The sequence below is a fragment of the uncultured Tateyamaria sp. genome (assembly GCF_947503385.1).
Taxonomy (GTDB): Bacteria; Pseudomonadota; Alphaproteobacteria; order Rhodobacterales; family Rhodobacteraceae; genus Tateyamaria.
This window is the reverse complement of record NZ_CANNDO010000003.1, coordinates 156,673-176,898: the sequence shown is the minus strand read 5'-3', so window position 1 is coordinate 176,898 and position 20,226 is coordinate 156,673. Positions and strand designations below refer to the sequence as shown.

Genomic DNA, 20,226 nt, shown 5'->3' with positions numbered 1-20,226 from the left:
CCGCTGCTGCCCCGGTTTGCGACGCATCGCGTGTCGTTATCGGTCTCTTTCGGCCTCACCCGCCGCACGTATGGCGCTCAACGTCATGCGCGGCGTGAGCGCTTCGGCAGAGATCACCAGATCCAGCACCGCTCCGGTCGGCGAGGCCAGCGCGCGGGCAAAGGCGGGGGCAAAGTCTTGGGTCCGCTCCACCCGCTCGCCGTGACAGCCATAAGACCGGGCCAGCGCCGCAAAGTCGGGGCTGACCATTTCAGTGCCAGACACGCGGGTGGGGTAGTGGCGTTCCTGATGGGCGCGGATAGTGCCGTAGATGCCATTGTTGAGGATCAGGATGACGGGGCAGGCGTCGGCCTGCCGTGCTGTCGCAAGCTCTTGGCCCGTCATCTGAAAATCCCCGTCCCCGGCAAAGCATATCACGGTGCGCAAAGGCTCTGCCACCTTGGCGGCAATGGCGGCAGGCACCCCGTAGCCCATGGCACCGGATTGCGGCGCGAGCAGGCGCTGGCCGGGTCCAAAGCAGAAATGCTTGTTGGGCCAGATGGCAAAGTTGCCTGCACCGTTTGTCAGGATCGCGTCATTGGGCAGGACGTCTTGCAAGTGCGCCATGACGGCGGCCATATCGACGGGCGAGGGTTGCGATGGTGCGTGCAGCCCGGCCTCGTATTCGGCGCGCCCTTTTGCGCGCCAATTGTGCCATTGGCCCTGCACAGGACCCATTTCTGCAACAGCCGTGACAAAGGCACCGGGATCAGCGTGGATGCCAAGGGCGGGCTGGTAGACCTTGCCCAGTTCCGCGTCTGAGCCGTGGACGTGGATCAGCTTTTGATGGGGCACCGGCACGTCCAACAGGGTGTAGCCGTCGGTCGAATTTTCGCCGAAACGCGCGCCAAGTGCGAGGATCACATCGGCCTCACCCATCATGCGTTTGACCCAAGGCACCATGCCCACACCGGCCTCGCCCACAAAGGCGGATGAATGGTTGTCGAACTGGTCCTGATAGCGGAACACGGCGGCCACGGGGATGTCGGATGCTTCGGCAAAGCCTTGCAGTGCGGCGCGGCCAGCAGCGGTCCAATGGCTGCCCGCATAGAGGATCAGGGGGCGTTTGGCCGCGCTGAGCATTTCGTGGGCTTGCCGGACGGCATCCGGGGCCGGGTGGGGGCCGTGCAGTGATGCGGTGCCGGTCAACGGGGCGGCATCTGTGAGGGTGGTCAGCATGTCCTCGGGCAGGGCCACAACCACGGGACCGGGACGCCCTGTGGTGGCGGTGACCCATGCGCGTGCGATGATTTCGGGAATGCGATCGGCGTCGTCTATTTCGACGGCCCATTTTGCCATAGGGCCAAAAACAGCCCTGTAATCAAGTTCCTGAAACGCCTCGCGCCCCTTCATATATGTGGCGACCTGACCGACGAACAGGATCATCGGGCTGCTGTCCTGCATCGCGGTATGTACGCCGATAGATGCGTTGGTGGCCCCGGGTCCGCGGGTCACAAGGCAGATGCCGGGTTGACCCGTCAGCTTGCCCCATGCGGCGGCCATGAAGGCGGCGCCGCCCTCTTGCCGACATAGCACAAAATCAAGCGCGCCGCCGGTGTCATGCAGCGCATCGAGCACGGCAAGGTAGCTTTCCCCCGGCACGCCAAAGGCCTTGGTGGCCCCCAATCCGCGCAGGCAATCAACCAGCAGATGTCCCCCGATTTGCGCCATGTTCACCTCCCGTTTGCGCGCCAGTTGTGCGCGGCTGCGCGGCAGATGCAAGTGTGATAGAGCAGGGGCAAAGGAGAATGCGCATGTTGCTGGACACCCCCGTTTGCGACTTTGGCTGGCAGGGGCCGGATTTTACCCTGCCGGATGCTCATGGCAGGCAGCACCGGATGCAGGATCATCTGGGTGGCGCAGGGTTGCTGGTGGCCTTTATCTGCAACCATTGTCCGTATGTGATGCGGATCGCAGATCAACTGGCGGCGGATGCTGCCGCGTTGATGAATGAGGGGATCGGCGTTCTGGCTGTGATGTCCAACGACTTTGACGCCTACCCCGCAGACCGACCGGAGGAGATGGTGCGATTTGCCGCCGCGCATGGGTTCAACTTCCCCTATCTGGTGGACGCGGATCAGGCGGTGGCGCAGGCCTATGGCGCGGTGTGCACGCCGGATTTCTTTGGTTTTAACGCCTCGGGTGGGCTGCAATATCGCGGGCGGTTGACGGGACCAGACGGCACGCGGGACCTGCTTGAGGGGATGCGGCAGGTGGCGGCGACCGGTCGCGGCCCGCAGGCGCAGGTGGCGTCCATGGGGTGTTCCATAAAATGGCGATGAAGCGCGGGCGGCACCCCGGCCCTTCGGGGAGGATTTTTCGGGGACAGAGACGGGGCGGGATCAGCGAATGGTGCGTTCGGCCTTCCAGTTTGCCCAGTCGGTCGCGGAGCCGTTGAAAGCATTGATGTCGATCGCACCCGGTGTGCCGGGCAGGGTGCCGGTCGCGGTATATTGCCAAAAGCGCCAAGGCTGGCCGGGATAGGCCTGTGCGGGAGTTTTGGCCGTTGTACGCAACCAGAATTCATAGCCGTTCAAACGGTTTAGTCCGGCATCCTTGTAAAAGCCCGGCGTGGTGTAGATGACGGGACGTTGGCCGTAATGCACGGTCACAATGTCAAGCCACCGTTTCATTTCAGCGCGGACCGTCGCGCCGTCCGGGCGGCGCTGGCAGGTCGGGGAAAACGGGTTCCATTCCATATCGAGCACGGGAGGCAGGCTGCCCCGGGTGCGGGGGACATTGCGTATGAACCAGCGGGCCTGCACCTCTGGCGCGGTGCAGAAATAATAGAAATGGTAGGCACCGCGCGCGATGCCTGCGCGGGCGGCATCGCGCCAGTGATCGCGGAATTTCGGGTCCAGCAGGTCGCCACCTTCGGTCGCCTTGAGGAAGACAAACTCGATACCCACGGCCCTGGCGCGCGGCCAGTCGACATATTGTTGAAACCGGGCCGCATCCATGCCGCGTACCGCAAAGCTGGTGGGCTGGCGTCCGGCAAAGCGGACCGGTGCACTGTCGCCGATCACCATGGGACCAATCGGCACTTGGGGGGCGGGGCGCGGGGTGCCGCACGCGGCAAGAAACACGAGCATCAGGGCGGCGGCACGGCGCATCATATCACAGGCTCCGACTGTGTGGCAAAACGTGTGGCAGACAGGGCGCGCACGGTCTCGGGATCAAGCGCAGGCGCATGGCCCATCGTCAGATCGGCCAGCAACTGGCTGGCCGCCGGTGCGGATTGGAAACCATAGCCGCCTTGGCCCGCGCACCAGATGAAATCAGGTTGCTGCGGATCGGGGCCAAGGACCAGCGCCCGGTCAGGGGCAAAGCTGCGCAACCCGGCCCATGATGTGTCGAGCCGCGTGACCGGCTCCGTCACGGCGCTGGCGTACCGATCAAGCCCGTGCGCAAGCACCATATCATCCGCCCATGCGTCGTGCGGCTCCACCGGATCTTCGTCCGCGGGAGAGACCAGCAGCGCCCCGGCATCGGGTTTCGCGTACCAGCTTTCGCTTACGCCGAAGATCATTGGCCAGCTTGTCACATCGTGACCGCCCGGCGCGGGCAGGCGCGCCATGGAACGGCGAAAGGGTTTGATCCCAATGGGTTGCACACCGGCCATCGTGGCAACTACATCTGCCCATGCACCTGCCGCGTTTACGATCCGTTTTGCTTTATACGCACCGGCCTTGCTGTCCACGTGCCAGCCCGGACGTATCGCGGTGACGCGCGCCCCGGTGATCACTTGGCCGCCATGCTGGCGCACGGTTCGGGCAAAATCCTGCAACATGCGGTCGGTATCGATGTCTTGCGCATCTGCGTGATATGCCGCGCGCGTCACGGTGTCGTTCAGGATGGGAACCAGACTGCGGGCTCTTTCCATGTCGATCTCGGTTAGGCGCATGTCGTCCATGTCAGCCTCGAACGCGGCATCTTCGCCCTGTCGTGCCACCAGCAACAGTCCGCGGGGACTGAGATAGGGCTGATGAAAGGCGGCGCTGGCGCGGTTCAGGGCGCGCACGGGCGGCAGGCCATAGTTCTGTTCGAACAGCGCGGCAGAGCGGCCCGAGGCGTGATATCCCAGCGCATCCTCAGCCTCCAGCACGGTGACATGGCCGTGTGGGGCCAGCCGAGCGGCGGCGGACAGGCCTGCAATGCCACCGCCAATGACAACAAAATCGCTCATGCCTCTTCGATCCTGTCGGTTGCTGGCGGCGGCGTCACGCTGAGCGCTGTCATCCTGTCATACAGTTCTGCCGTCATCTCGATGTCGCGGGCCGCCAGCGACGGGGCGAGCTGTGCCGTCGACCGGGCCGACACGATGGGGCGCGGGCGCGCGGGATGGGCCATGGCCCACGCCACGGCGAGGCTGGCGGGGTGTACGCCCATCTCGTTGGCGAGTGCGGTGAGCCCGACGGCCGCCTCGCGCATCCATGCCACGTTGTAGCGGGCGGCATAGCGGTGATCCTCGGTCAGGCGGCCAGTGCCGCCGGAGGCGTATTTCCCGGTCAGCAAACCACCGCCCAGCGGGGAATAGGTCGCAAGTTCAATGCCTTGGTCCACACAGGCTGGGAAAATTTCGACCTCGGCCTGCCGTTTGATAAGACTGTGCATCGGTTGCGCGATGTCGATGCGTATATCGAACCCGGCGGCCACGCCCTGCGCCTTGACGATTTGCCAAGCGGCAAAGTTGGACACGCCGATGTGCCGGATGCGACCGGCATGTTTCAGCGTGGCCAACGCGTCAAAGGTTTCCTGCAACGGCGTGTCATCATCAAAACGGTGCAGGTAGAGGATGTCGACGACATCCATGTCCAGCCGACGCTGCGAGATGTCGAACCCGTCGAGGATATTGCGGCGGCTTGAGCCTCCCTCATACGCCGCCTTGGTTGCGATGATCAGGCTGTCGCGGTCGGCCTTGGCGCATTGGCCCAACAACGTTTCGGAGGCCCCGCCTGTATAGACATGGGCGGTGTCGAAATGCGTGATCCCTGCGGTGCGGGCAGCGTCGAACATCGCCGCACTTTGCGACGCATCGGCGCTGCCACCGAATTGCATCGTGCCGAAGGTGAGAGGCGATAGCGGGGTGCCGTTAAGAGACGTGATCATGTCCGAATTGGTGGCATGGGGGCACGGTACGCGCAACGGTTAACGTATAGCGTGTCGCGAAACGGTCGTGTGGCCCGCCAAAGCCCGGTTCTGCAGACGCATGTCTGTGCATAGCCACCCGCAAACAAGGGCGAGGGGTATATTTGCGACCACAGTGTTATCGGTGGACGGAGGCTGGCGCAGCGATAGGGTAGGGTGACACGCACCGCACGGAGGGCATGAGATGGCGGACGGGTTCGAGACGATGGTAGACGATGCTGTGCGCTTTTTCACTGAGCTGGAGCAGAACAATTCCAAGGCTTGGTTTGAGCCGCGCAAAGCCCATTACAAAGAGGCGATAGCCGGTCCTGCGGGGTTCTTTGCCGATCTGATGGCCGAGGATATCGCCCGACTGACCGGCAAGGCGCACAGACCAAAACTGTTCCGCATCTACCGCGATGTGCGGTTTTCTAAGGACAAGACACCGCTGAACACACATCTACATTTGATGTGGTCGCCCGCTGATCAGGATGCGCTGGCACCGTCATGGTTCTGGGGGCTTGCACCGTCCTATTTCATCGTTGGCATGGGGATCATGGGACTAAAGGGCGAAACACTGACGCGCTACCGTGCCTTTGTCGACAACTGGGGTGATGGCGTGCAGGAGGCACTGGATGGTGCCGCGCAATCCGTTGGCGCACAGATCAGCGATTGGGGGTCGGAGCCGCTAAAGAAGGTCCCCAAACCCTATGATCCCGATCACGCCCATGCGGATTTGCTCAGGCGCAAGGCGCTGGCGGTGTCAGCGCCGATGGCGGACGATTGGCGCACAGCGGGTGTGCTGAAGGCGTCGCTGTCGAGGGTAGAGGCATTGCTGCCCGTCTGGCAGCAGTTCGATATGCACCTCTGAGCCTATCCGGCCCACAGATCACAATCGCCCTCGGCCACGACATCCGCGAACCAGCCACCGCTACGGAACGCACGGGTGTCGGTGTAGGTGGTCACGTAGCTCCAGCCATTTGCGGGCAGGTGGGCATAGCTGATGGTGTCACCCGGTGTGATCTGGCCAATTACAGGCGCATTGGCGGAGGGGGCTGCGCGCAGGGCCAACGGCGTGGCGCGGTACCCGATACAGGCGCTTTCCAATCCGTCCGCGATGGGCAGCGCCAAAAGTTGCAGGCGCAGGTCGCGGTCGGGCAGGTTCAGCACAGGCTGGCTGGTGTCGACGCGGCACTGATAATCGGCCTCAAGACCGCGGATCTGGTTCACCGCGGCGGTGCTGGCGGGGTCCAGCGACACGGTTTTGCCGATGCAGCCTGTGTTGTCGAATTGTGCCTGCCCCAGCACAGAGCCAAAGCAGTAGCCAGCCCGGTCGATCACGAGGTTGCGGGTGAACCACCAGTCGTGACAGGCGTCGGCCCATGCGGGGCCTGCAAGCAGGCAGAGGAGAATGGTGAAGCGCATGAGATCAGCGTGGCGTCTGGGCGCGCGATGGTCAAGCGTCACATGGGCCGGTCGAACACCGGATTGGTCCATGCACGCTTGCCCGCAGCGTCTATGATGGTGGCGCGCAGCCACGGGCTGCCTGCGAACCGGTCCAGCGGCAATGTGGCATGGGTGAGCGCATCGCCCCGGACACAAGCGGACGCGGTGCCTTGGCCCTGAACGATAACCGAGATGGCGGCGGAACATTCGATGGTGACAGTGTCTTTGGTCCAGTGGACGCCGTGGAATTCGGGGCCTGTTGAGGCATAAAAGTGACCCGCTTTCAGCGCGACAAGCAAGGCGTCGGGATCGAGGCTGTCGGCCTTGACCATGACCCAGCCGCCAAAGGCGTCAGGTGTGCTGAAATGCGCGTCGTCCGTGGCACAAAGCGTCAGCTGTCGTCCTTCGCTCAGCAATTGATCGAGGGTGTAGAACCCGTGAGGCCGGTCGCAGTCGACGGCACAGCCGTGGTTGTAGATTTCGACAGCATGGGCGGCGTCGATGCTGCGGGCATCTGCGGTGGTCAGGCCGGACCATTCCGGATGCGCCACGGCGACAAAGGCACCCGCGTCGCGGGCACGCCGGGCGATTTGGGCCCCGGTTTCCTGATCTGGAATAGGCCGGAAACTTGGCGCGTTCGAAGGTGCGAAATCAGGTGGCAGCCCTACAGCGAGGATATGCCACAGCTCGCCGTTTTCCATCGCACCCGAGTGCAGTTCGGCCCCAAGGATCGTGGTGAAGTCGTCCGAGCGGTAAGGCGTCGTGTCCACGATTGGATAGTCAAAGGGGCCGACAAAGTGGTCGGTCAGCGCAATGAAATCATAGCCTTCGGCGCGGTAACGGCGGCAGACCTCGTCCGGGGGCAATGCCCCGTCGGACCGGGTGGAATGGGTATGCAGATTGCCGCGGTAGAACTGGCCGGGCAGGGCAAAGATATCTGTGGGCATGGGACGGGTCCTGATGGTCTGCTGCTGCATTAGCGCCATCGCAGCTGTTCATGGCAAGCAGATGACGTATCAGACCGTGCGCAAACCGGGTTGCGCAATTGCAAAGGGCCACCGGTACGAGACCGGCGGCCCCATTGTTGTCACATCCAGCTGGCGGGGACATAGGCATAGGCGTCCCCCGAGGTGACGACGCGGCCAAAGCCGGGGAAGGGCAGGTGGCTGCCCGCCACCAGCATTTTGTCCGCCGATATCTGGTCGAGCAGTGCCCGCCGCGAGGCTGCGGCCTGCGCCGAATCCACGTCAAAGCCAAAGCGGGTGTCAGGCAGAGCGAGGTGCAGCACCGAATTGTGGATTGTATCCGCAATCATCATCAGTTGCTGGTCGCCACCGTCGATGGACAGCGCTGCGTGGCCGGGGGTGTGACCGGGGACCAGTTGCATCGTGATGCCCGGCGCGACCTCTGTCCCATCGGCCACGGGACGGACGCGATCGGCATAGGACGCGTACATGGTTTGCGCGATCTGGAACAGGCCTTGGGCCTCCTCCGGCGCCTGCGCCATCATACCTGCATCCCCCCAAAAGCCGAACTCGACCTCGGAGATGATCACTTCGGCGTTGGCGAAAATCGCGCCGTCACCGCCGATCATCCCGCCAATGTGGTCGGGGTGCGCGTGGGTGACGATGATGGTGTCCACGTCGTCGGTGGTAATGCCCAGTGCCGCCAGCGCGTCAAAGGTGCGGCCAAAGCCCGGCCCAAGAATATCCACCGCGCCCATGCCCGCGTCGATCAGAATTGTGCGGTCGTCCGATTGCAGCAGGAATGCGGTGACCGGGGCAGGCAGCGCGTCGCCGGTGATGCCACCTGCGGCAAGGGCCGCGTCAATCTCGCCTTGATCCGGTCCGGAGAAGAATCCCTTGGCCAGACCCGCCATGCCATCAAACAGGGCCGTGATGCGGTACGCGCCCAAAGGGGCGTCGAACATGGCCGGTGCGGCCTTGGGCGTGGCGTGGGCGGCCGCCAGCGTTGCCCCGGCAGACAGGGTAGTGATCGCGGGCGCGGCAAGCAGACCTGCGCCAAAGGCGCGGCGGGTGAACATGGGCATATGATCTCTCCTATATTTAATTCGTATACGAACTAATCCAGCACGAATATACAGAAGTCAAGCCTTTCCAAGGCTGACATAAGTCTTTAGCGTCCGATGGCTATGAAAGACGCAAAAGACATCGCTCATCTCACAAGCCTGCTGTGCTTTAATGCCTATGCGCTGAACCGTGCGTTTGGCCGGTACTATCAGGCGGCGTTTGGTGAGACGGGGCTAACCTACCCGAAATTCGTCATCCTGACCGCGTTGAACGAAGCCGGGCCCATGACCGTGTCGGAACTGTCCGCGCGGGCGGCGGTGGAGCCGAACACGCTGTCGCCGCTGTTGAAAAAGATGGCGTCGTTCGACCTCATCACCCGGCAGCGCGCCGAAGAAGACGAGCGCCGCGTGGTGCTTGCCATTGCAGACACCGGTCGCGCGGTTCTGGCGCGGGCCCATGCGGTGGTGATGCAGGGATTTGAGGATTTGGGGCTTGATGCTGATGCGGTAGAGCAGGCCGTGCAGTTCATGCAACAGGCGCGCGGCAATGTGGACGCGGCAAAGCCGCCGCGCCTTAGCCTTGATGATCTGAAATAGCGCTGGCGCGTGCTACGGCTCAGCCTGCCATCCAGCCGTTGAATGTCGCAATCGCCTGCTCTGCAAAGACGTGGGGGTCACGCGGATTGTCATGTTCGGCAATCCACAGCACGTCGCCTGCCTCGGCCTTGATCGCCGCGATCAACGCGGGCCAGTCCACGGTGCCGTCACCCAAACCGGACCAGCCATCCTGATCAGCGTTTTCGCCTTTGGGCGCGATGTCCTTGACGTGGACCGCTGTCATGCGACTGCCGTATTTGCCGATCCACGCCGCCGGGTCCGCACCACCGCGAATGATCCATGCGATATCCGCCTCCCATGCCATGTCCGGCGCATCAGAAAGGATGACGTCCATGCCGGTGCTGCCGTCGCGCAGTGGGACAAATTCAAAGTCGTGGTTGTGCCACGCAAAGCCAAACCCCGCATCAGCACAGCGCCGGTGCAGCGCGCCCAGTTCGCGGGCCAGCGCGGCGTAACCGGTCCTGTCGTCAGGCCGTTTGGTTGCATCGAGATAGGGCGCGATTATCGTCTTGACGCCCAAGGTGCGGGCCACATCCGCGCAGCCGTCGAAATCCCTGCGCAGATCGGCAAGGCCGAAATGCCCTAACGGCATGGTCAGGCCAGCCTCGTCCAGCGTGGCGCGGACCGCTTGCGGGTCGGAATAGGCCCCGCCGAACCCTTCGACATGGGCGTATCCCATGGCGGCCAGATCAGTGAGAAAGGCGGAGAGGGTGGGCACGTTGCGTGCCGAGTAGAGTTGTAAGCCGAATGGGGTCATGGCTTGGACCTGTGGTGCCGCGTACGGACTTCTGTTTGAGGAAACCAGTGGCGCGGATGCGCGTGAGTTTTGTCTCACGCGGGGGCGCGTTTGTCCAATTGCGATCAGACAGAGACGGCGGCGTGCAGCCTGTCGCGTTCAATGTCGCCCGCCCGCCCGCTGAGTTTCTCGGCGCCGCGTTCGAGGACAAGGAACCGATCCCCGAGGTCAAAGGCAAAGTCAAAGAACTGTTCGACCAGCACGATGGCCATGTCGCCGCGTGTGCGCAGTTGGCCGATCACTTCTCCGATCTGTTTGATGATGTTTGGCTGAATGCCTTCTGTCGGCTCGTCAAGCAGCAAGAGTTTGGGCCGCGTGATCAACGCGCGGGCGATGGCCAGTTGCTGTTGCTGCCCGCCGGACAGATCGCCACCCCGGCGGCTGAGGAAATCCTTGAGGATCGGGAACAGATCAAAGATCTCATCCGGCAAGTGATGCTGGTCGCGGGGCAGACAGGCAAAGCCCGTCTCGAGGTTTTCGCGCACGGTGAGGAAGGGGAAAATCTCCCGCCCCTGCGGGACATAGGCCACGCCTTTCTGGGCAAGCGCGTGGGCGGAGGTTTTGCCGATATCCTCACCGTCGAGCGTGTAGCTGCCGCCTGACCGGGGATGCGTGCCCGAGATGGCCTTGAGCAGCGATGTCTTGCCCACGCCGTTCGTGCCCATGACGCATGTCACCTCACCCACCGCAGCGGTCATGTCTACACCGTTCAGGATTTGGCTGCCCCCATAGTGCAGCGTGAGATTTTCGAGATGGAGGAGGTCAGCGGCCAAGATACACCTCAATGACTTTCTCGTCCGATGTGACGCGATCAAGCGTGCCTTCGGCCAGCACCGACCCTTCGTGCAGGACGGTGACCTTGCAATCGAGCCGTCGGACGAATTCCATGTCATGTTCGACAACCACCACGGCGCGGGTCTTGGCCGCCTCAACAAGCAGAGCTGTGGTGTGTTCGCGTTCGGCAGGCGTCATTCCGGCGGCAGGTTCGTCCACGAGCAACAGTTGCGGGTCCTGTGCCAGCAGCATCCCAATCTCGAGCCATTGTTTCTGCCCGTGGCTGAGTTCACCTGCCTTGCGGTGCAGGGCGGCCTCAAGTCCGATTTCCTGCGCGATCTCGGCCACTTTGCCGTGATCCTGTGCGCTTGCCCTAAAGCGCAGGACCGACAGGGGGCTGCGGTTTTTGCGCAGCGCGAGCATGAGGTTGTCGGCCACGCTCTGGTCTTCGAACACTGTGGGGCGCTGGAATTTGCGGCCAACACCGGCTTGGGCAATCTGGCTTTCGGACATAGCGAGCAGGGACTGGGATTTGTCACCCCAAAGCACGCGGCCCGCGTCAGGCTTGGTCTTGCCGGTGATGATGTCCATGAAAGTTGTCTTTCCGGCACCATTGGGTCCGATCACGGCGCGCATCTCTGCTTGCCCGATCTGAAAGCTCAGATTGTTTATGGCGCGGAAGCCGTCGAATGAGACAGAGACGCCGGAAACCTCGAGAAGAGTGCTCATGTCTCGGCCTCCTTCTCGCGCAGGGCACCTGGGTCGGGGCCAAGGTCCGCGCCGTGGCGATTGGGCGTGGTGCGGCGTTCAATGATGACGATGAGACCGCCGATGCCCTTGGGGGCAAAGAGGGTGACGGCGACAAAACTGAGGCCCAGCAGGATCGTCCACCAGTCGACCCATTGGATCGTGTAGGGCCCGAGGTTGATATCCGGGGCCTGACCGCCGGTGAACCATGTGGACAACAGCGATACGAAAGCGGCCCCGATCACCGCCCCATAGAGCCTGCCGCGCCCGCCGATGGCGACCCAGACAGCGAGGTAGATGGAGGCGATAGGGGCAATTTCGGCGGGGTTGATGATGCCGGCCTGCGGGTAGTAGAGCGCGCCTGCGATACCGGCAATCACTGCCGTGACGGTGAAGATGAAGAGCTTGTACGCCTCCACCGAGTAGCCGAGGAACCGCACCCGCGCCTCGTCATCGCGTATGGCGCGCAGGACCGAGCCGAACTTGCCCGAAACGATCCACGCGCAAAAGAGGTAGCCAAGGCCGAGGGCGGCAGCCGAGGCCCAGAGGAACCACATGGACACGGTGGATTGCGGTACGTCACCAAGGCCGGGGAGGTTTTGCAGGCCCGAAAGGCCGTTATTGCCCCTTAGACCGCTGTCATTCTGGAACAGGTAAAGCGCGAGGGCGAGCGTCATGGCCTGCGTGAGGATCGACAGATACACGCCTGTGACCCGGCTGCGAAAGGCAAGCCAGCCAAAGACAAGCGCGATGAGGCCGGGGACAAGCACAACGGCGGCCAGTTGCAGCGGCAGCGAGTGGGCGACGGCCCAGATCGGGGGAAACTCGGATGCGCCGACCACACCGAAAATCTGCGCGGCGATCCCATCGGAGATTTCCTGTGGCGTTGGTGGCAGCGGGGCCTGAGCAAGGCTTTCAACCACGATAAGTTCGGTGCGGGCATACATCAGCCACATGCCGATGGCGTAGCCGCCGATGCCAAAGAACGCCATGTGACCGAGCGACAGGATGCCGGTGTAACCCCAGACCAGATCCATGGCGAGGGCGACGAGACAGAGGCACAGCGTTTTGCCCAGCGTTTTGACGAAGCTGGTGGAGATTACGCCGATGCCAAACCCTTCGGCAAGGATCGTGATGCCAAGTGTGAAGAGCGCGAGGCAGCCGATAAAGATCAGCACGGATGGGTGGCGTTGGACGAGAGGTTTTGCGCCGCCTGACGGCGTCGCCAAACGCGGGGGCTCTGCCCCCGCACCCCCGGAGTATTTGGAAAGAGAAGAAGGGGCGGTGTCGGTCATGGGTTATGCCTCGGCCGCGCGGCCCTTGAGGGCGATGATGCCCTTGGGCCGGAACTGAATGAAGAGGATGATAAAGAGGATCATGTAGGTTTGAGCAGCAAGCGTGTTGGACGGGTTAAGGAATTCGATCCCCTTTTGCAGCGTCCCGACCATAGTGGCACCCAGCAGGGTGCCCCAGATATTGCCCACGCCGCCCACGACCACGGTCATGAAGGATTGGACGATATAGTCCGCGCCCATTTCGGAGGTGACCTTGGCGTAAAGGCCGATCGCCACGCCTGCGATGCCCGCGATGCCAGAGCCGAAGCCGAAGGTGAGCATATTGATGCGGTCGGGGTTGATGCCCATGGAGGCGGCCATGCGCGGGTTTTGGGTGACGGCGCGCACTTCGAGCCCCAGCCGCGTGCGGTTCATGACAAACAGGAACAGCGCAAGGAATGTCAGCGCCAGCACGAAGATTGCGATGCGGATGTAGCTGATCGAGACGATGTCGTTGATGACCCATGACCCGTCGAGCCAGCCGGGTGCGGTCAGGGGGCGGGCCTGCGTGCCGAAGATGTTTTTGGCCAATTGTTGCAGTGCGATGGAGATTCCGAAGGTGGCCAGCAGCGTTTCCAGCGGGCGATGGTAGAGCCAGCGGATCACCAGACGTTCCATGGCAACGCCTGCGCCGAACGTAACAGCAAAAGCCAGCGGCAGGGCCACAAGGATCGAGAGCGTGTAGTCGGGGATAAAAAGCTGGACCACGTAGCCGGTGTAGGCGCCCATCATGATGAACTCGCCATGGGCCATATTGATCACGCCCATCACGCCGAAGGTGATGGCAAGGCCGATGGCGGCCAGAAAGTAGATCGAGGCGAGGCTGAGCGCATCAAGTGCGAGGTCCGCAGTCTGGTTGAAGGCCACGGCGGCTTCAATGTCGTCGAGAGCAGCCTGGGCTGCGGTCGCGACGCGGGGTGGAGCACCGATGAACACCTCAAAGAAGGTAACGGCACCGAGGGCCGCGCGGACCGTCTCATCTGTCACCAGAGGATCAGCGGCACCGTTCCGGGCGAGGGCGGCGTAGGCTTTGAGCCGGGCTGCATCATTGTCGAGCGTGGCAATCTGGATGCCTGCGACGGTCGTGCCGTTGATGTTGTCGATCAGAGTCTGACGAATGGTAGAGGCGTCGGTGCGCGCAGGCGCATCGCCTGCACTGACCATGAGGTCATAGGCGTCTGCCACGCCGAGCGTGTCCGCGCCGGGGATCAGGATCACGGCACCTTTGGGGGCGGTTTCGGCGTACTCCACGCGGGTCGTCACCAGCGGGTTGAGCGCGGCGCGCACATCGACGCCAAGGTCGCCTTTGAACCCTACGATGGCGGCGATGCGGGTGTCGTCATCGTCGTCGAAGCGGATGGTGAGCAGCCGTTCCAGCCGGGTCTTGCGGGCCTTGATCTGGATGTTGGGTTCGCTGTCGATGGCGGCACGCAGGGCGGCGAGGTGCGAGGCTTCTGCGTCGCGTTCGATCGCATCAAGTGCTGTCGTGCGCGTGTTGGGGTCCGGGTCGGACAGTTGGAACTGCACCAGAGCGGCGGCGATCATGCCGCGGATGCCCGAGTTGGGTTTGAGTTGTTTGTAGGCGTTCTTCTCGGCTGTTCCGATCTCGGACCCGTCTGACACGTCGAACAGGCGCAGCTGCCTGTTCTCAATCTCTTCGGCAAAGACGAAGACTGCGGTGTCTTTGTTGAACCACATTTCCTTGTCCTGCCAGCGTTGCAGAACAACTTGCGCCTCTGCCATGCCGGAGGCGGCAAGCGCGTCGATGGCGGGGCCGATGGATTTGCGGGAAGATTTGGCGATGATCTCGCCATGGGTCTGCAAAAGCTGCTGGATTGGCGCGTCCAGTTGTTGCGCGCCTGCGCCCATGGGCATCACGGCCACTGCGCAGAACAAAAAAAGGCGGCAGAGCCAGAGCATGAGTCAGACCTTTGGGAGAGCGGCAAGGTGGCACCCGAGGACCGAGGGAGGAGATAAGACCCCCGGGTGCCGGTCGTTTGCGACGGATCAGTAGTTGGACTTGATCTGCACGCAGGTCTCGGTTTCGGTGTTGTACATACCGCAGCCCAGTGTCGCCCAGTCGGACTTCAGCACGGCGCTTTCCGGCAGGAAGTCGGTCCAGGCGTCGCCCGGCACTTCTACGGTCTGGGAGATGATGTCAAACTGGCCGTCTTCCTGAATCTCGCCGATCAGGACGGGTTTGGCCAAGTGATGGTTCGGCAGCATCACGGCGGTCCCACCTGTGAGGTTCGGGAACTCTTGGCCGTACATGGCCGTACGGACAGCGTCCACGTCGGTTGTCCCTGCCTCGGTGGCCGCATTCACCCACATGTTGAAGCCGATGTAATGCGCCTCCATCGGGTCGTTGGTTACGCGGTCTTCGCCCATGCGAGCTTTCCATGCTTCAACCCATGCCTCGTTGGCGTCGGATTCGGCGGACTGGAAGTAGTTCCATGCCGCGAGGTGACCGACAAGGTTGGAGGTGTCGAGACCGGCAAGCTCTTCTTCGCCCACGGAAAAGGCGACAACGGGGATGTCGTCGGCGCTGATACCGGCGGCAGCCAGTTCCTTGTAAAAGCCTACATTTGCATCACCGTTGATGGTGGAGATCACGCCGACCTTTTTGCCGTCGGCACCCAACGCCACGACGTCAGCCACAATCTTGGACCAGTCGGAGTGCCCGAAGGGGGTGTAGTTCACAAAGATGTCTTCCTCGGCGATGCCTTTGTCTTTCAGGTACGCCTCAAGGATGTTGTTGGTGGTGCGGGGATAGACATAGTCCGTGCCCAGCAATGCGAATTTCTCGACCTCAAGCTCTTCGAGGAAGTAGTCGGTGGCCGGGATGGCCTGCTGGTTTGGCGCGGCACCGGTGTAGAACACGTTTTTCGACGATTCTTCGCCCTCGTATTGCACAGGATAGAACAGGAGGCCGTTCAGTTCCTCGATCACGGGCAGAACGGATTTGCGGCTGACAGATGTCCAGTTGCCAAAGATCACGTCGACCTCGTGCACGGTCAGCAACTCGCGTGCTTTTTCAGCAAAAAGCGGCCAGTCAGAGGCCGGGTCAACCACAACCGCCTCAAGCTCACAGCCCAGAACGCCGCCCTTTTCGTTTTGCTGTTCGACCAGCATTTCCATCGTGTCTTTGAGCGTCGTTTCCGAGATCGCCATGGTGCCGGACAGCGAATGCAGCACGCCCACCTTGATAGGAGCGTCGCAGGCATAGGCAGCGCCAGCGCTGGCAATCAGCACAGCAGCAGTGCTGGACAGGAGTTTACGGGTCATCTTTGTTCCTCACGTTACGCGCGTCAGGGGGCTTGCAGCGTGGGGCGGGACCCCTCATATGCCTCTGACGCAATCTATTGCGGCGTGCGACGGCCAAACGGTTTCCTAGGCCAGGTCGTCGTACGTGTTCCTCCGGACACCAAAGGCGCCCGCTTCAGGTGGTAGGTGGGAAAGCGCGCAGGCAGGAGTCGTTTCCGGCCAAATCGGCCCGACACGTCAAAAGCGGCGCACAATTATTACGCGCATCTGCCGAAACAGCTTAATCATTATGCGGTCTGCTATCGAAATGCAGGCGGATCAGCTGTCCAGCAGCATCTCGGTGCAGGACATGAGGTGCCATTTTGCCCGCATACGCGCCTGTTTGGCCCGGTCGGGGCGGTCGCTGAAGGTGGCGATTGTCAAAAGAGAGGCATGGGCCAGCTTGGATTCGATCCGGTGGTGCAAGGCGTCACGTTCCTGTCCTTGGGCCAATGTCGCGTCGAGCAGCGTGAGAAAGGTCAGCCGCTGCCCTTCGTAGTCGGGGGCGGCGGGGTCATTCACCAACCATGCGTGTTCCATCTGTGCTGACATGCGCCCGGCGCACCCGGCAAAGGTTTGCACAAGATCAGGACTGGCCAGCGTTGGGGTGGCCATTGAGGCTGTGATGATGCCTGCGAAAGATAGTGTTTTTATTCTGCTCACATCTTGAGCATGTCTGCAAAATTTCCGCCTGACAAGCGTGCGTTCTGAAAACTTTTAGGGGTTGGGTGTGGTGGCAACAGCAAAGCGCGCTTCGACACGGCTTGGGACGCGGCAACAGCCTGATTGGCGTTTCGCACGTGGTGCATCGTGTCTGCTTGGTGGTTAGGTGTCGCGGCGCAGCGTTCATTCCGTTTTGCACGCAGTTCAAACAGCGGGCGGTGCTGGTGCAGGGTGCACAAGACTGTCCAAGACGGATGTAGAGAAGTGGCTGGGATGGTAGGACTCGAACCTACAACCTACTGTACCAAAAACAGTTGATCTACCAATTGATCTACATCCCAACGTGCGCCGGTTGATACGCCGCGTTTTGATCGTGTTCAAGCCCTGATCTTTCGAAAAATTCAGGCTGAGATTTATTCTTCTCTTAAGGTCTCGCGGTTGAGCAAATCTTCGTTTGCGCCGTCCTCGCGTTCTTGGTTCACGATGGCCTCCAACGCCGCCTCGTCCGTGGCTTGGACGTCCTGTGCTGCGACCTCTGGCACAGGGGCTGGGGCGGCTGGTTTTGGCGCTGGGGCGTCGGCGTCCACCTCACCCACACCCAAGACGCGCAGGGTGGTTTCCGGCATTACGATGCCTTCGGCGTCAAAGGCGGCAATGCACAGTCGCCACGCCTCGCTGCGCGCTTTGAGGAACGAAGTCTCGTGTTGCGCGATCCATGCGGCGACCTTGATGATGACGGCGCTGTCGCCCAACTCTTCGATCCAGACGGAGGGTTCGGGCGCATCCAGCACAAAGGGCAGGGCGCGCACGGTGTCCAGCGCCAGCGCCTGCGCACGGGCCAGATCGGTGTCGTAGGCCACGCCCAGATCAATCAGGAACCGGCGTTCATCATTGCGGGTGTAGTTGACGATTCGGCTTTTGAAGACGGTGGCGTTGGGGATGCGGATGTGGTTGCCATCAAAGCTGAGCAGGATGGTGGCGCGGGACGTCAGGCGGATGACTTTGCCAATGTCGCCTTCGATTTCGATGGTGTCATTGGGGCGGAACGGCTGGCGGATCGACAGCATGATTGAGGCGATAAAGTTCTCGACGGTGTCGCGGACGGCAAAACCAATGGCCAGACCCACAATACCGGCAGCGCCGAGGATTGTCCCCAAAAGCGCTGTCGCGCCAAGGATATCAAGGGCAATGACCACGCCACCCACAAGAAACAGGATGCGAATGACCTGCCGGTAGATGTCCGCGATAAATGCGTTGGGCGCGATCCTGTCCCACGGATAACGCAGGCGCGCGATCACCACACCCAAAGCAGTCACGAGCACGAAGGCAAGCAGGGCCACAGTGGCCAGCGGCAACAGGGCCACCATCTGCTGCATCCGCGCCATAAAGCGATCCACGGCAGGGTTCAGTCGGGCGACCACGTCCGTTGTCTCTGCCACTTCGTTTTCGATGGCGACAACGCCTGCGACCCTGCCAACCAGTTCGTTGAGGCGTTCGGCGGTGGCGGCGTCCACGGTTGTGCCGCGCAGGGTCACAATACCCGAAGAGACGGTCACAGTGACCTCTTCGTAGCCTTCCAGCTCGCCAAGGATGTCGCGTATGCGCACGGCAATGGCGGCGTCTTGGGTGGCGCTGTCTTCGACTGCGATGGTGCCGCTGGGTTGATCGGCAGTCTGTGCCGCGAGGCCGAGCGGCAGACACAGAAACAGGACAAGGCAAAACGCGCGGATCATGTCGCGACCTCCAGCAGGATGGCACCGTCACGCGCACCACGGGCAACCGCGTCATGGGCGCTGTGGCAGTCCGCGAGGGCAAAGATTTGCGCCACGGGGCTGTCCAGCGCGCTATCTGACAGGGCATCGTGCAGCTTGGATATCGCGGTGGCGCGCTGTTGTGGTGGCAGGATATAGATTAGGATGATGTCCAGCTTGGCCGCCTTGAACAGCATTGGACCAAAGGGGATCGTGGGGGTCATGTCCCGCGCAGAGCCATAGGCACAGATGGTGCCGTTGGGTGCGATCACCTCGGCATCCGTGGCCGCGTTCAGGCCGTATTCCACCTCGACAATCCGGTCCACAGGCGCGTCGCCATTGGCGGCCAGCACCTTTTGGGCAAGTTCGTCGCTGTCAAAGTCGACCACATGATGCGCACCGGCACGGGTGCAGCGGTCAAGCCCGGCCCCGCGCGCCGTTGCAATCACCTGTGCGCCGCCCCAGCGCGCCAGTTGCACGGCAAGGTGGCCAACCGTCCCAGAGCCGCCTTGGATCAACAGGGTTTTGCCCGCGACGTCGCCGCCTCCGAACACGGCGTGCGCTGCGGTCAGGCCGGGGATGCCAAGCGTTGCGCCCACCGTTGCGGACACACCGTCGGGCAGGGGGACGGCTTGCACTTCGGGCAGGCAGATATGCGTGGCGGCGGTGCCAAAGGGGCGTTGCCACTGCCCGTTCCAGATCCAGACAGACTGGCCGATCCGGTCTTGTGGCACGCCATCGCCCACGGCGACGACCCTGCCAGCACCGTCGCTGTGCGGCACGATCAGGTCAAAGGGTGGCTTGGTCACGCCCGGGCGCGCACCCGCGCGCGCCTTGATATCAGAGGGATTGACCCCGGAATGGCTGATTTCGACCAGCACTTCACCCGGTGCAGGGTCTGGTGTGGGCAAGTCTGTCAGCGCAAGGACGTCAGCAGGAGCGCCAAAGCGCGAATAGGTAATGGCGTGCACGGCAATAGGCTTTTCTTTGGAATCCGGGTTGCGGGTCAGATTAGCGCAGAGGCGCGCAGATGAAAGGCCGTTGTGACCGGATCAGTTGCGCAATTCATCAATGGCCACACCCCACAGGCGTGCCTTGGGGGCCCAGCCGCGATATCCGCCCGAGGAAACGCGGCACCATTCCGGCCCGCATTTTCCAAGACGCGCGATCACGCCTGCCTCAAGCGCTGCGGTTACGGGCGCGTTGGTGTCGGGGCGGGTGCGCAGGGTCAGCATGTCTTGTTCGACCAAAACAGTGCGGCTGCCCGACAACAAAGAATAATGTACCCAGCCCCCCATGCCGTCACGGTCTTCGACCCGGCGCCAATGGCCATGTTCGGCGGTAATCCGCAGGGGCATGTCCCGGCGCTGGAACACCCAGTCAATCCGGTGGGTGAGCGAGGGGCCTCGACGCACATTGCCTTCGGCAGCCTTGAGCGACACGTAACGGGGCAGGGGCAGATTGGTCACAGGGCCGGTATCGCGCGCCGCAGCAGGCAGCGCGACAAGCATCACGGTCAGACACAGGCACAGCCTGCACAAATATCCCCACATGGTGACGGGCCTACTCATCTCTCGCCTCTTGATGCGGCCGAGGTTC

Annotated in this window: 20 protein-coding genes and 1 tRNA gene; 3 read left to right on the top strand and 18 right to left on the bottom strand. The window is 62.4% G+C overall.

Annotated elements, in window-relative coordinates:
* Positions 1-36: 36 nt before the first annotated feature.
* Entirely contained in the window at positions 37-1,710 is a 1,674-nt protein-coding gene (locus Q1A85_RS11965; RefSeq protein WP_299689178.1) for a thiamine pyrophosphate-binding protein, read from the bottom strand.
* A gap of 83 nt (positions 1,711-1,793) precedes the next feature.
* On the opposite strand from Q1A85_RS11965, the gene Q1A85_RS11960 reads away from it, so the two are divergent.
* Positions 1,794-2,321, top strand: coding sequence for a thioredoxin family protein (locus tag Q1A85_RS11960; RefSeq protein WP_299689175.1), 528 nt, complete (start codon positions 1,794-1,796; stop codon positions 2,319-2,321).
* A gap of 60 nt (positions 2,322-2,381) precedes the next feature.
* On the opposite strand, the gene Q1A85_RS11955 is transcribed toward Q1A85_RS11960, so the two are convergent.
* From Q1A85_RS11955 to Q1A85_RS11945, 3 genes are read right to left on the bottom strand one after another with little or no spacing between them, the layout of a single operon-like run.
* Positions 2,382-3,155 carry a GH25 family lysozyme gene (locus Q1A85_RS11955; protein ID WP_366140582.1) on the bottom strand — a complete coding sequence of 258 codons (774 nt, stop codon included), beginning with the start codon at positions 3,153-3,155 and terminating at the stop codon, positions 2,382-2,384.
* The gene (locus tag Q1A85_RS11950) at positions 3,152-4,225 is read right to left on the bottom strand and encodes an FAD-dependent oxidoreductase (RefSeq protein ID WP_299689172.1); all 1,074 of its coding nucleotides are present in this window, start codon (positions 4,223-4,225) and stop codon (positions 3,152-3,154) included. The genes Q1A85_RS11955 and Q1A85_RS11950 overlap by 4 nt, the downstream gene beginning before the upstream one ends.
* Positions 4,222-5,148, bottom strand: a complete 927-nt coding sequence (locus tag Q1A85_RS11945) for an aldo/keto reductase (RefSeq protein ID WP_299689169.1) — start codon at positions 5,146-5,148, stop codon at positions 4,222-4,224. The genes Q1A85_RS11950 and Q1A85_RS11945 overlap by 4 nt, the downstream gene beginning before the upstream one ends.
* 223 nt (positions 5,149-5,371) lie before the next feature.
* Between Q1A85_RS11945 and Q1A85_RS11940 the strand changes: the two genes are divergently transcribed.
* Positions 5,372-6,037 (top strand): DUF2461 domain-containing protein, encoded by a 666-nt coding sequence (locus tag Q1A85_RS11940; protein ID WP_299689166.1) that lies wholly within the window; start codon positions 5,372-5,374, stop codon positions 6,035-6,037.
* Positions 6,038-6,039: 2 nt separating this feature from the next.
* Here Q1A85_RS11940 and Q1A85_RS11935 read toward each other — a convergent pair whose 3' ends face one another.
* The 3 genes from Q1A85_RS11935 to Q1A85_RS11925 all read right to left on the bottom strand — a co-directional run bounded on the left by Q1A85_RS11935 (position 6,040) and on the right by Q1A85_RS11925 (position 8,662).
* Positions 6,040-6,591: a DUF4453 domain-containing protein gene (locus tag Q1A85_RS11935; RefSeq protein ID WP_299689163.1), complete on the bottom strand. Its 552-nt coding sequence runs from the start codon at positions 6,589-6,591 to the stop codon at positions 6,040-6,042.
* Positions 6,592-6,629: 38 nt separating this feature from the next.
* The gene (locus Q1A85_RS11930) at positions 6,630-7,559 is read right to left on the bottom strand and encodes a CehA/McbA family metallohydrolase (protein ID WP_299689160.1); all 930 of its coding nucleotides are present in this window, start codon (positions 7,557-7,559) and stop codon (positions 6,630-6,632) included.
* Between the two features lie 140 nt (positions 7,560-7,699).
* Entirely contained in the window at positions 7,700-8,662 is a 963-nt protein-coding gene (locus tag Q1A85_RS11925; RefSeq protein WP_299689157.1) for an MBL fold metallo-hydrolase, read from the bottom strand.
* Positions 8,663-8,764: 102 nt separating this feature from the next.
* On the opposite strand from Q1A85_RS11925, the gene Q1A85_RS11920 reads away from it, so the two are divergent.
* Positions 8,765-9,238 (top strand): MarR family transcriptional regulator, encoded by a 474-nt coding sequence (locus Q1A85_RS11920; RefSeq protein ID WP_299689154.1) that lies wholly within the window; start codon positions 8,765-8,767, stop codon positions 9,236-9,238.
* Positions 9,239-9,257: 19 nt separating this feature from the next.
* On the opposite strand, the gene Q1A85_RS11915 is transcribed toward Q1A85_RS11920, so the two are convergent.
* From Q1A85_RS11915 to Q1A85_RS11865, 11 genes are all read right to left on the bottom strand, one after another.
* Positions 9,258-10,016, bottom strand: coding sequence for a sugar phosphate isomerase/epimerase (locus Q1A85_RS11915; protein ID WP_299689151.1), 759 nt, complete (start codon positions 10,014-10,016; stop codon positions 9,258-9,260).
* A gap of 104 nt (positions 10,017-10,120) precedes the next feature.
* On the bottom strand, positions 10,121-10,828 hold the full coding sequence (gene urtE, locus Q1A85_RS11910; RefSeq protein ID WP_299689148.1) for an urea ABC transporter ATP-binding subunit UrtE: 708 nt from the start codon (positions 10,826-10,828) through the stop codon (positions 10,121-10,123).
* On the bottom strand, positions 10,818-11,558 hold the full coding sequence (urtD, locus tag Q1A85_RS11905; RefSeq protein ID WP_299689145.1) for an urea ABC transporter ATP-binding protein UrtD: 741 nt from the start codon (positions 11,556-11,558) through the stop codon (positions 10,818-10,820). Before urtD ends, urtE begins: the two co-directional genes overlap by 11 nt.
* A complete protein-coding gene (urtC, locus tag Q1A85_RS11900; RefSeq protein WP_299689142.1) occupies positions 11,555-12,871 on the bottom strand; it encodes an urea ABC transporter permease subunit UrtC in 1,317 nt (438 codons plus the stop codon). The genes urtD and urtC overlap by 4 nt, the downstream gene beginning before the upstream one ends.
* Positions 12,872-12,874: 3 nt before the next feature.
* The gene (gene urtB / locus Q1A85_RS11895; protein ID WP_299690194.1) at positions 12,875-14,779 is read right to left on the bottom strand and encodes an urea ABC transporter permease subunit UrtB; all 1,905 of its coding nucleotides are present in this window, start codon (positions 14,777-14,779) and stop codon (positions 12,875-12,877) included.
* Between the two features lie 138 nt (positions 14,780-14,917).
* On the bottom strand, positions 14,918-16,195 hold the full coding sequence (urtA, locus tag Q1A85_RS11890) for an urea ABC transporter substrate-binding protein (protein WP_299689139.1): 1,278 nt from the start codon (positions 16,193-16,195) through the stop codon (positions 14,918-14,920).
* A gap of 297 nt (positions 16,196-16,492) precedes the next feature.
* On the bottom strand, positions 16,493-16,876 hold the full coding sequence (locus tag Q1A85_RS11885; protein ID WP_299689136.1) for a hypothetical protein: 384 nt from the start codon (positions 16,874-16,876) through the stop codon (positions 16,493-16,495).
* Between the two features lie 265 nt (positions 16,877-17,141).
* Positions 17,142-17,217 (bottom strand) — tRNA-Gln (locus Q1A85_RS11880).
* A gap of 72 nt (positions 17,218-17,289) precedes the next feature.
* On the bottom strand, positions 17,290-18,609 hold the full coding sequence (locus tag Q1A85_RS11875; protein ID WP_299689133.1) for a mechanosensitive ion channel family protein: 1,320 nt from the start codon (positions 18,607-18,609) through the stop codon (positions 17,290-17,292).
* Complete coding sequence (locus Q1A85_RS11870; RefSeq protein WP_299689130.1) at positions 18,606-19,598, bottom strand: NADPH:quinone reductase; 993 nt, start codon at positions 19,596-19,598, stop codon at positions 18,606-18,608. The genes Q1A85_RS11875 and Q1A85_RS11870 overlap by 4 nt, the downstream gene beginning before the upstream one ends.
* Before the next feature lie 81 nt (positions 19,599-19,679).
* Complete coding sequence (locus Q1A85_RS11865) at positions 19,680-20,138, bottom strand: SH3 domain-containing protein (RefSeq protein ID WP_299690191.1); 459 nt, start codon at positions 20,136-20,138, stop codon at positions 19,680-19,682.
* Positions 20,139-20,226: the final 88 nt, after the last annotated feature.

Coding starts and splice junctions, on each gene's coding strand:
- Q1A85_RS11965 (WP_299689178.1), bottom strand. CDS start 1,710: ATGGCGCAAATCGGGGGACATCTGCTGGTTGATTGCCTGCGCGGATTG.
- Q1A85_RS11960 (WP_299689175.1), top strand. CDS start 1,794: ATGTTGCTGGACACCCCCGTTTGCGACTTTGGCTGGCAGGGGCCGGAT.
- Q1A85_RS11955 (WP_366140582.1), bottom strand. CDS start 3,155: ATGATGCGCCGTGCCGCCGCCCTGATGCTCGTGTTTCTTGCCGCGTGC.
- Q1A85_RS11950 (WP_299689172.1), bottom strand. CDS start 4,225: ATGAGCGATTTTGTTGTCATTGGCGGTGGCATTGCAGGCCTGTCCGCC.
- Q1A85_RS11945 (WP_299689169.1), bottom strand. CDS start 5,148: ATGATCACGTCTCTTAACGGCACCCCGCTATCGCCTCTCACCTTCGGC.
- Q1A85_RS11940 (WP_299689166.1), top strand. CDS start 5,372: ATGGCGGACGGGTTCGAGACGATGGTAGACGATGCTGTGCGCTTTTTC.
- Q1A85_RS11935 (WP_299689163.1), bottom strand. CDS start 6,591: ATGCGCTTCACCATTCTCCTCTGCCTGCTTGCAGGCCCCGCATGGGCC.
- Q1A85_RS11930 (WP_299689160.1), bottom strand. CDS start 7,559: ATGCCCACAGATATCTTTGCCCTGCCCGGCCAGTTCTACCGCGGCAAT.
- Q1A85_RS11925 (WP_299689157.1), bottom strand. CDS start 8,662: ATGCCCATGTTCACCCGCCGCGCCTTTGGCGCAGGTCTGCTTGCCGCG.
- Q1A85_RS11920 (WP_299689154.1), top strand. CDS start 8,765: ATGAAAGACGCAAAAGACATCGCTCATCTCACAAGCCTGCTGTGCTTT.
- Q1A85_RS11915 (WP_299689151.1), bottom strand. CDS start 10,016: ATGACCCCATTCGGCTTACAACTCTACTCGGCACGCAACGTGCCCACC.
- urtD (WP_299689145.1), bottom strand. CDS start 11,558: ATGAGCACTCTTCTCGAGGTTTCCGGCGTCTCTGTCTCATTCGACGGC.
- urtC (WP_299689142.1), bottom strand. CDS start 12,871: ATGACCGACACCGCCCCTTCTTCTCTTTCCAAATACTCCGGGGGTGCG.
- urtB (WP_299690194.1), bottom strand. CDS start 14,779: ATGGGCGCAGGCGCGCAACAACTGGACGCGCCAATCCAGCAGCTTTTG.
- urtA (WP_299689139.1), bottom strand. CDS start 16,195: ATGACCCGTAAACTCCTGTCCAGCACTGCTGCTGTGCTGATTGCCAGC.
- Q1A85_RS11875 (WP_299689133.1), bottom strand. CDS start 18,609: ATGATCCGCGCGTTTTGCCTTGTCCTGTTTCTGTGTCTGCCGCTCGGC.
- Q1A85_RS11865 (WP_299690191.1), bottom strand. CDS start 20,138: ATGCTTGTCGCGCTGCCTGCTGCGGCGCGCGATACCGGCCCTGTGACC.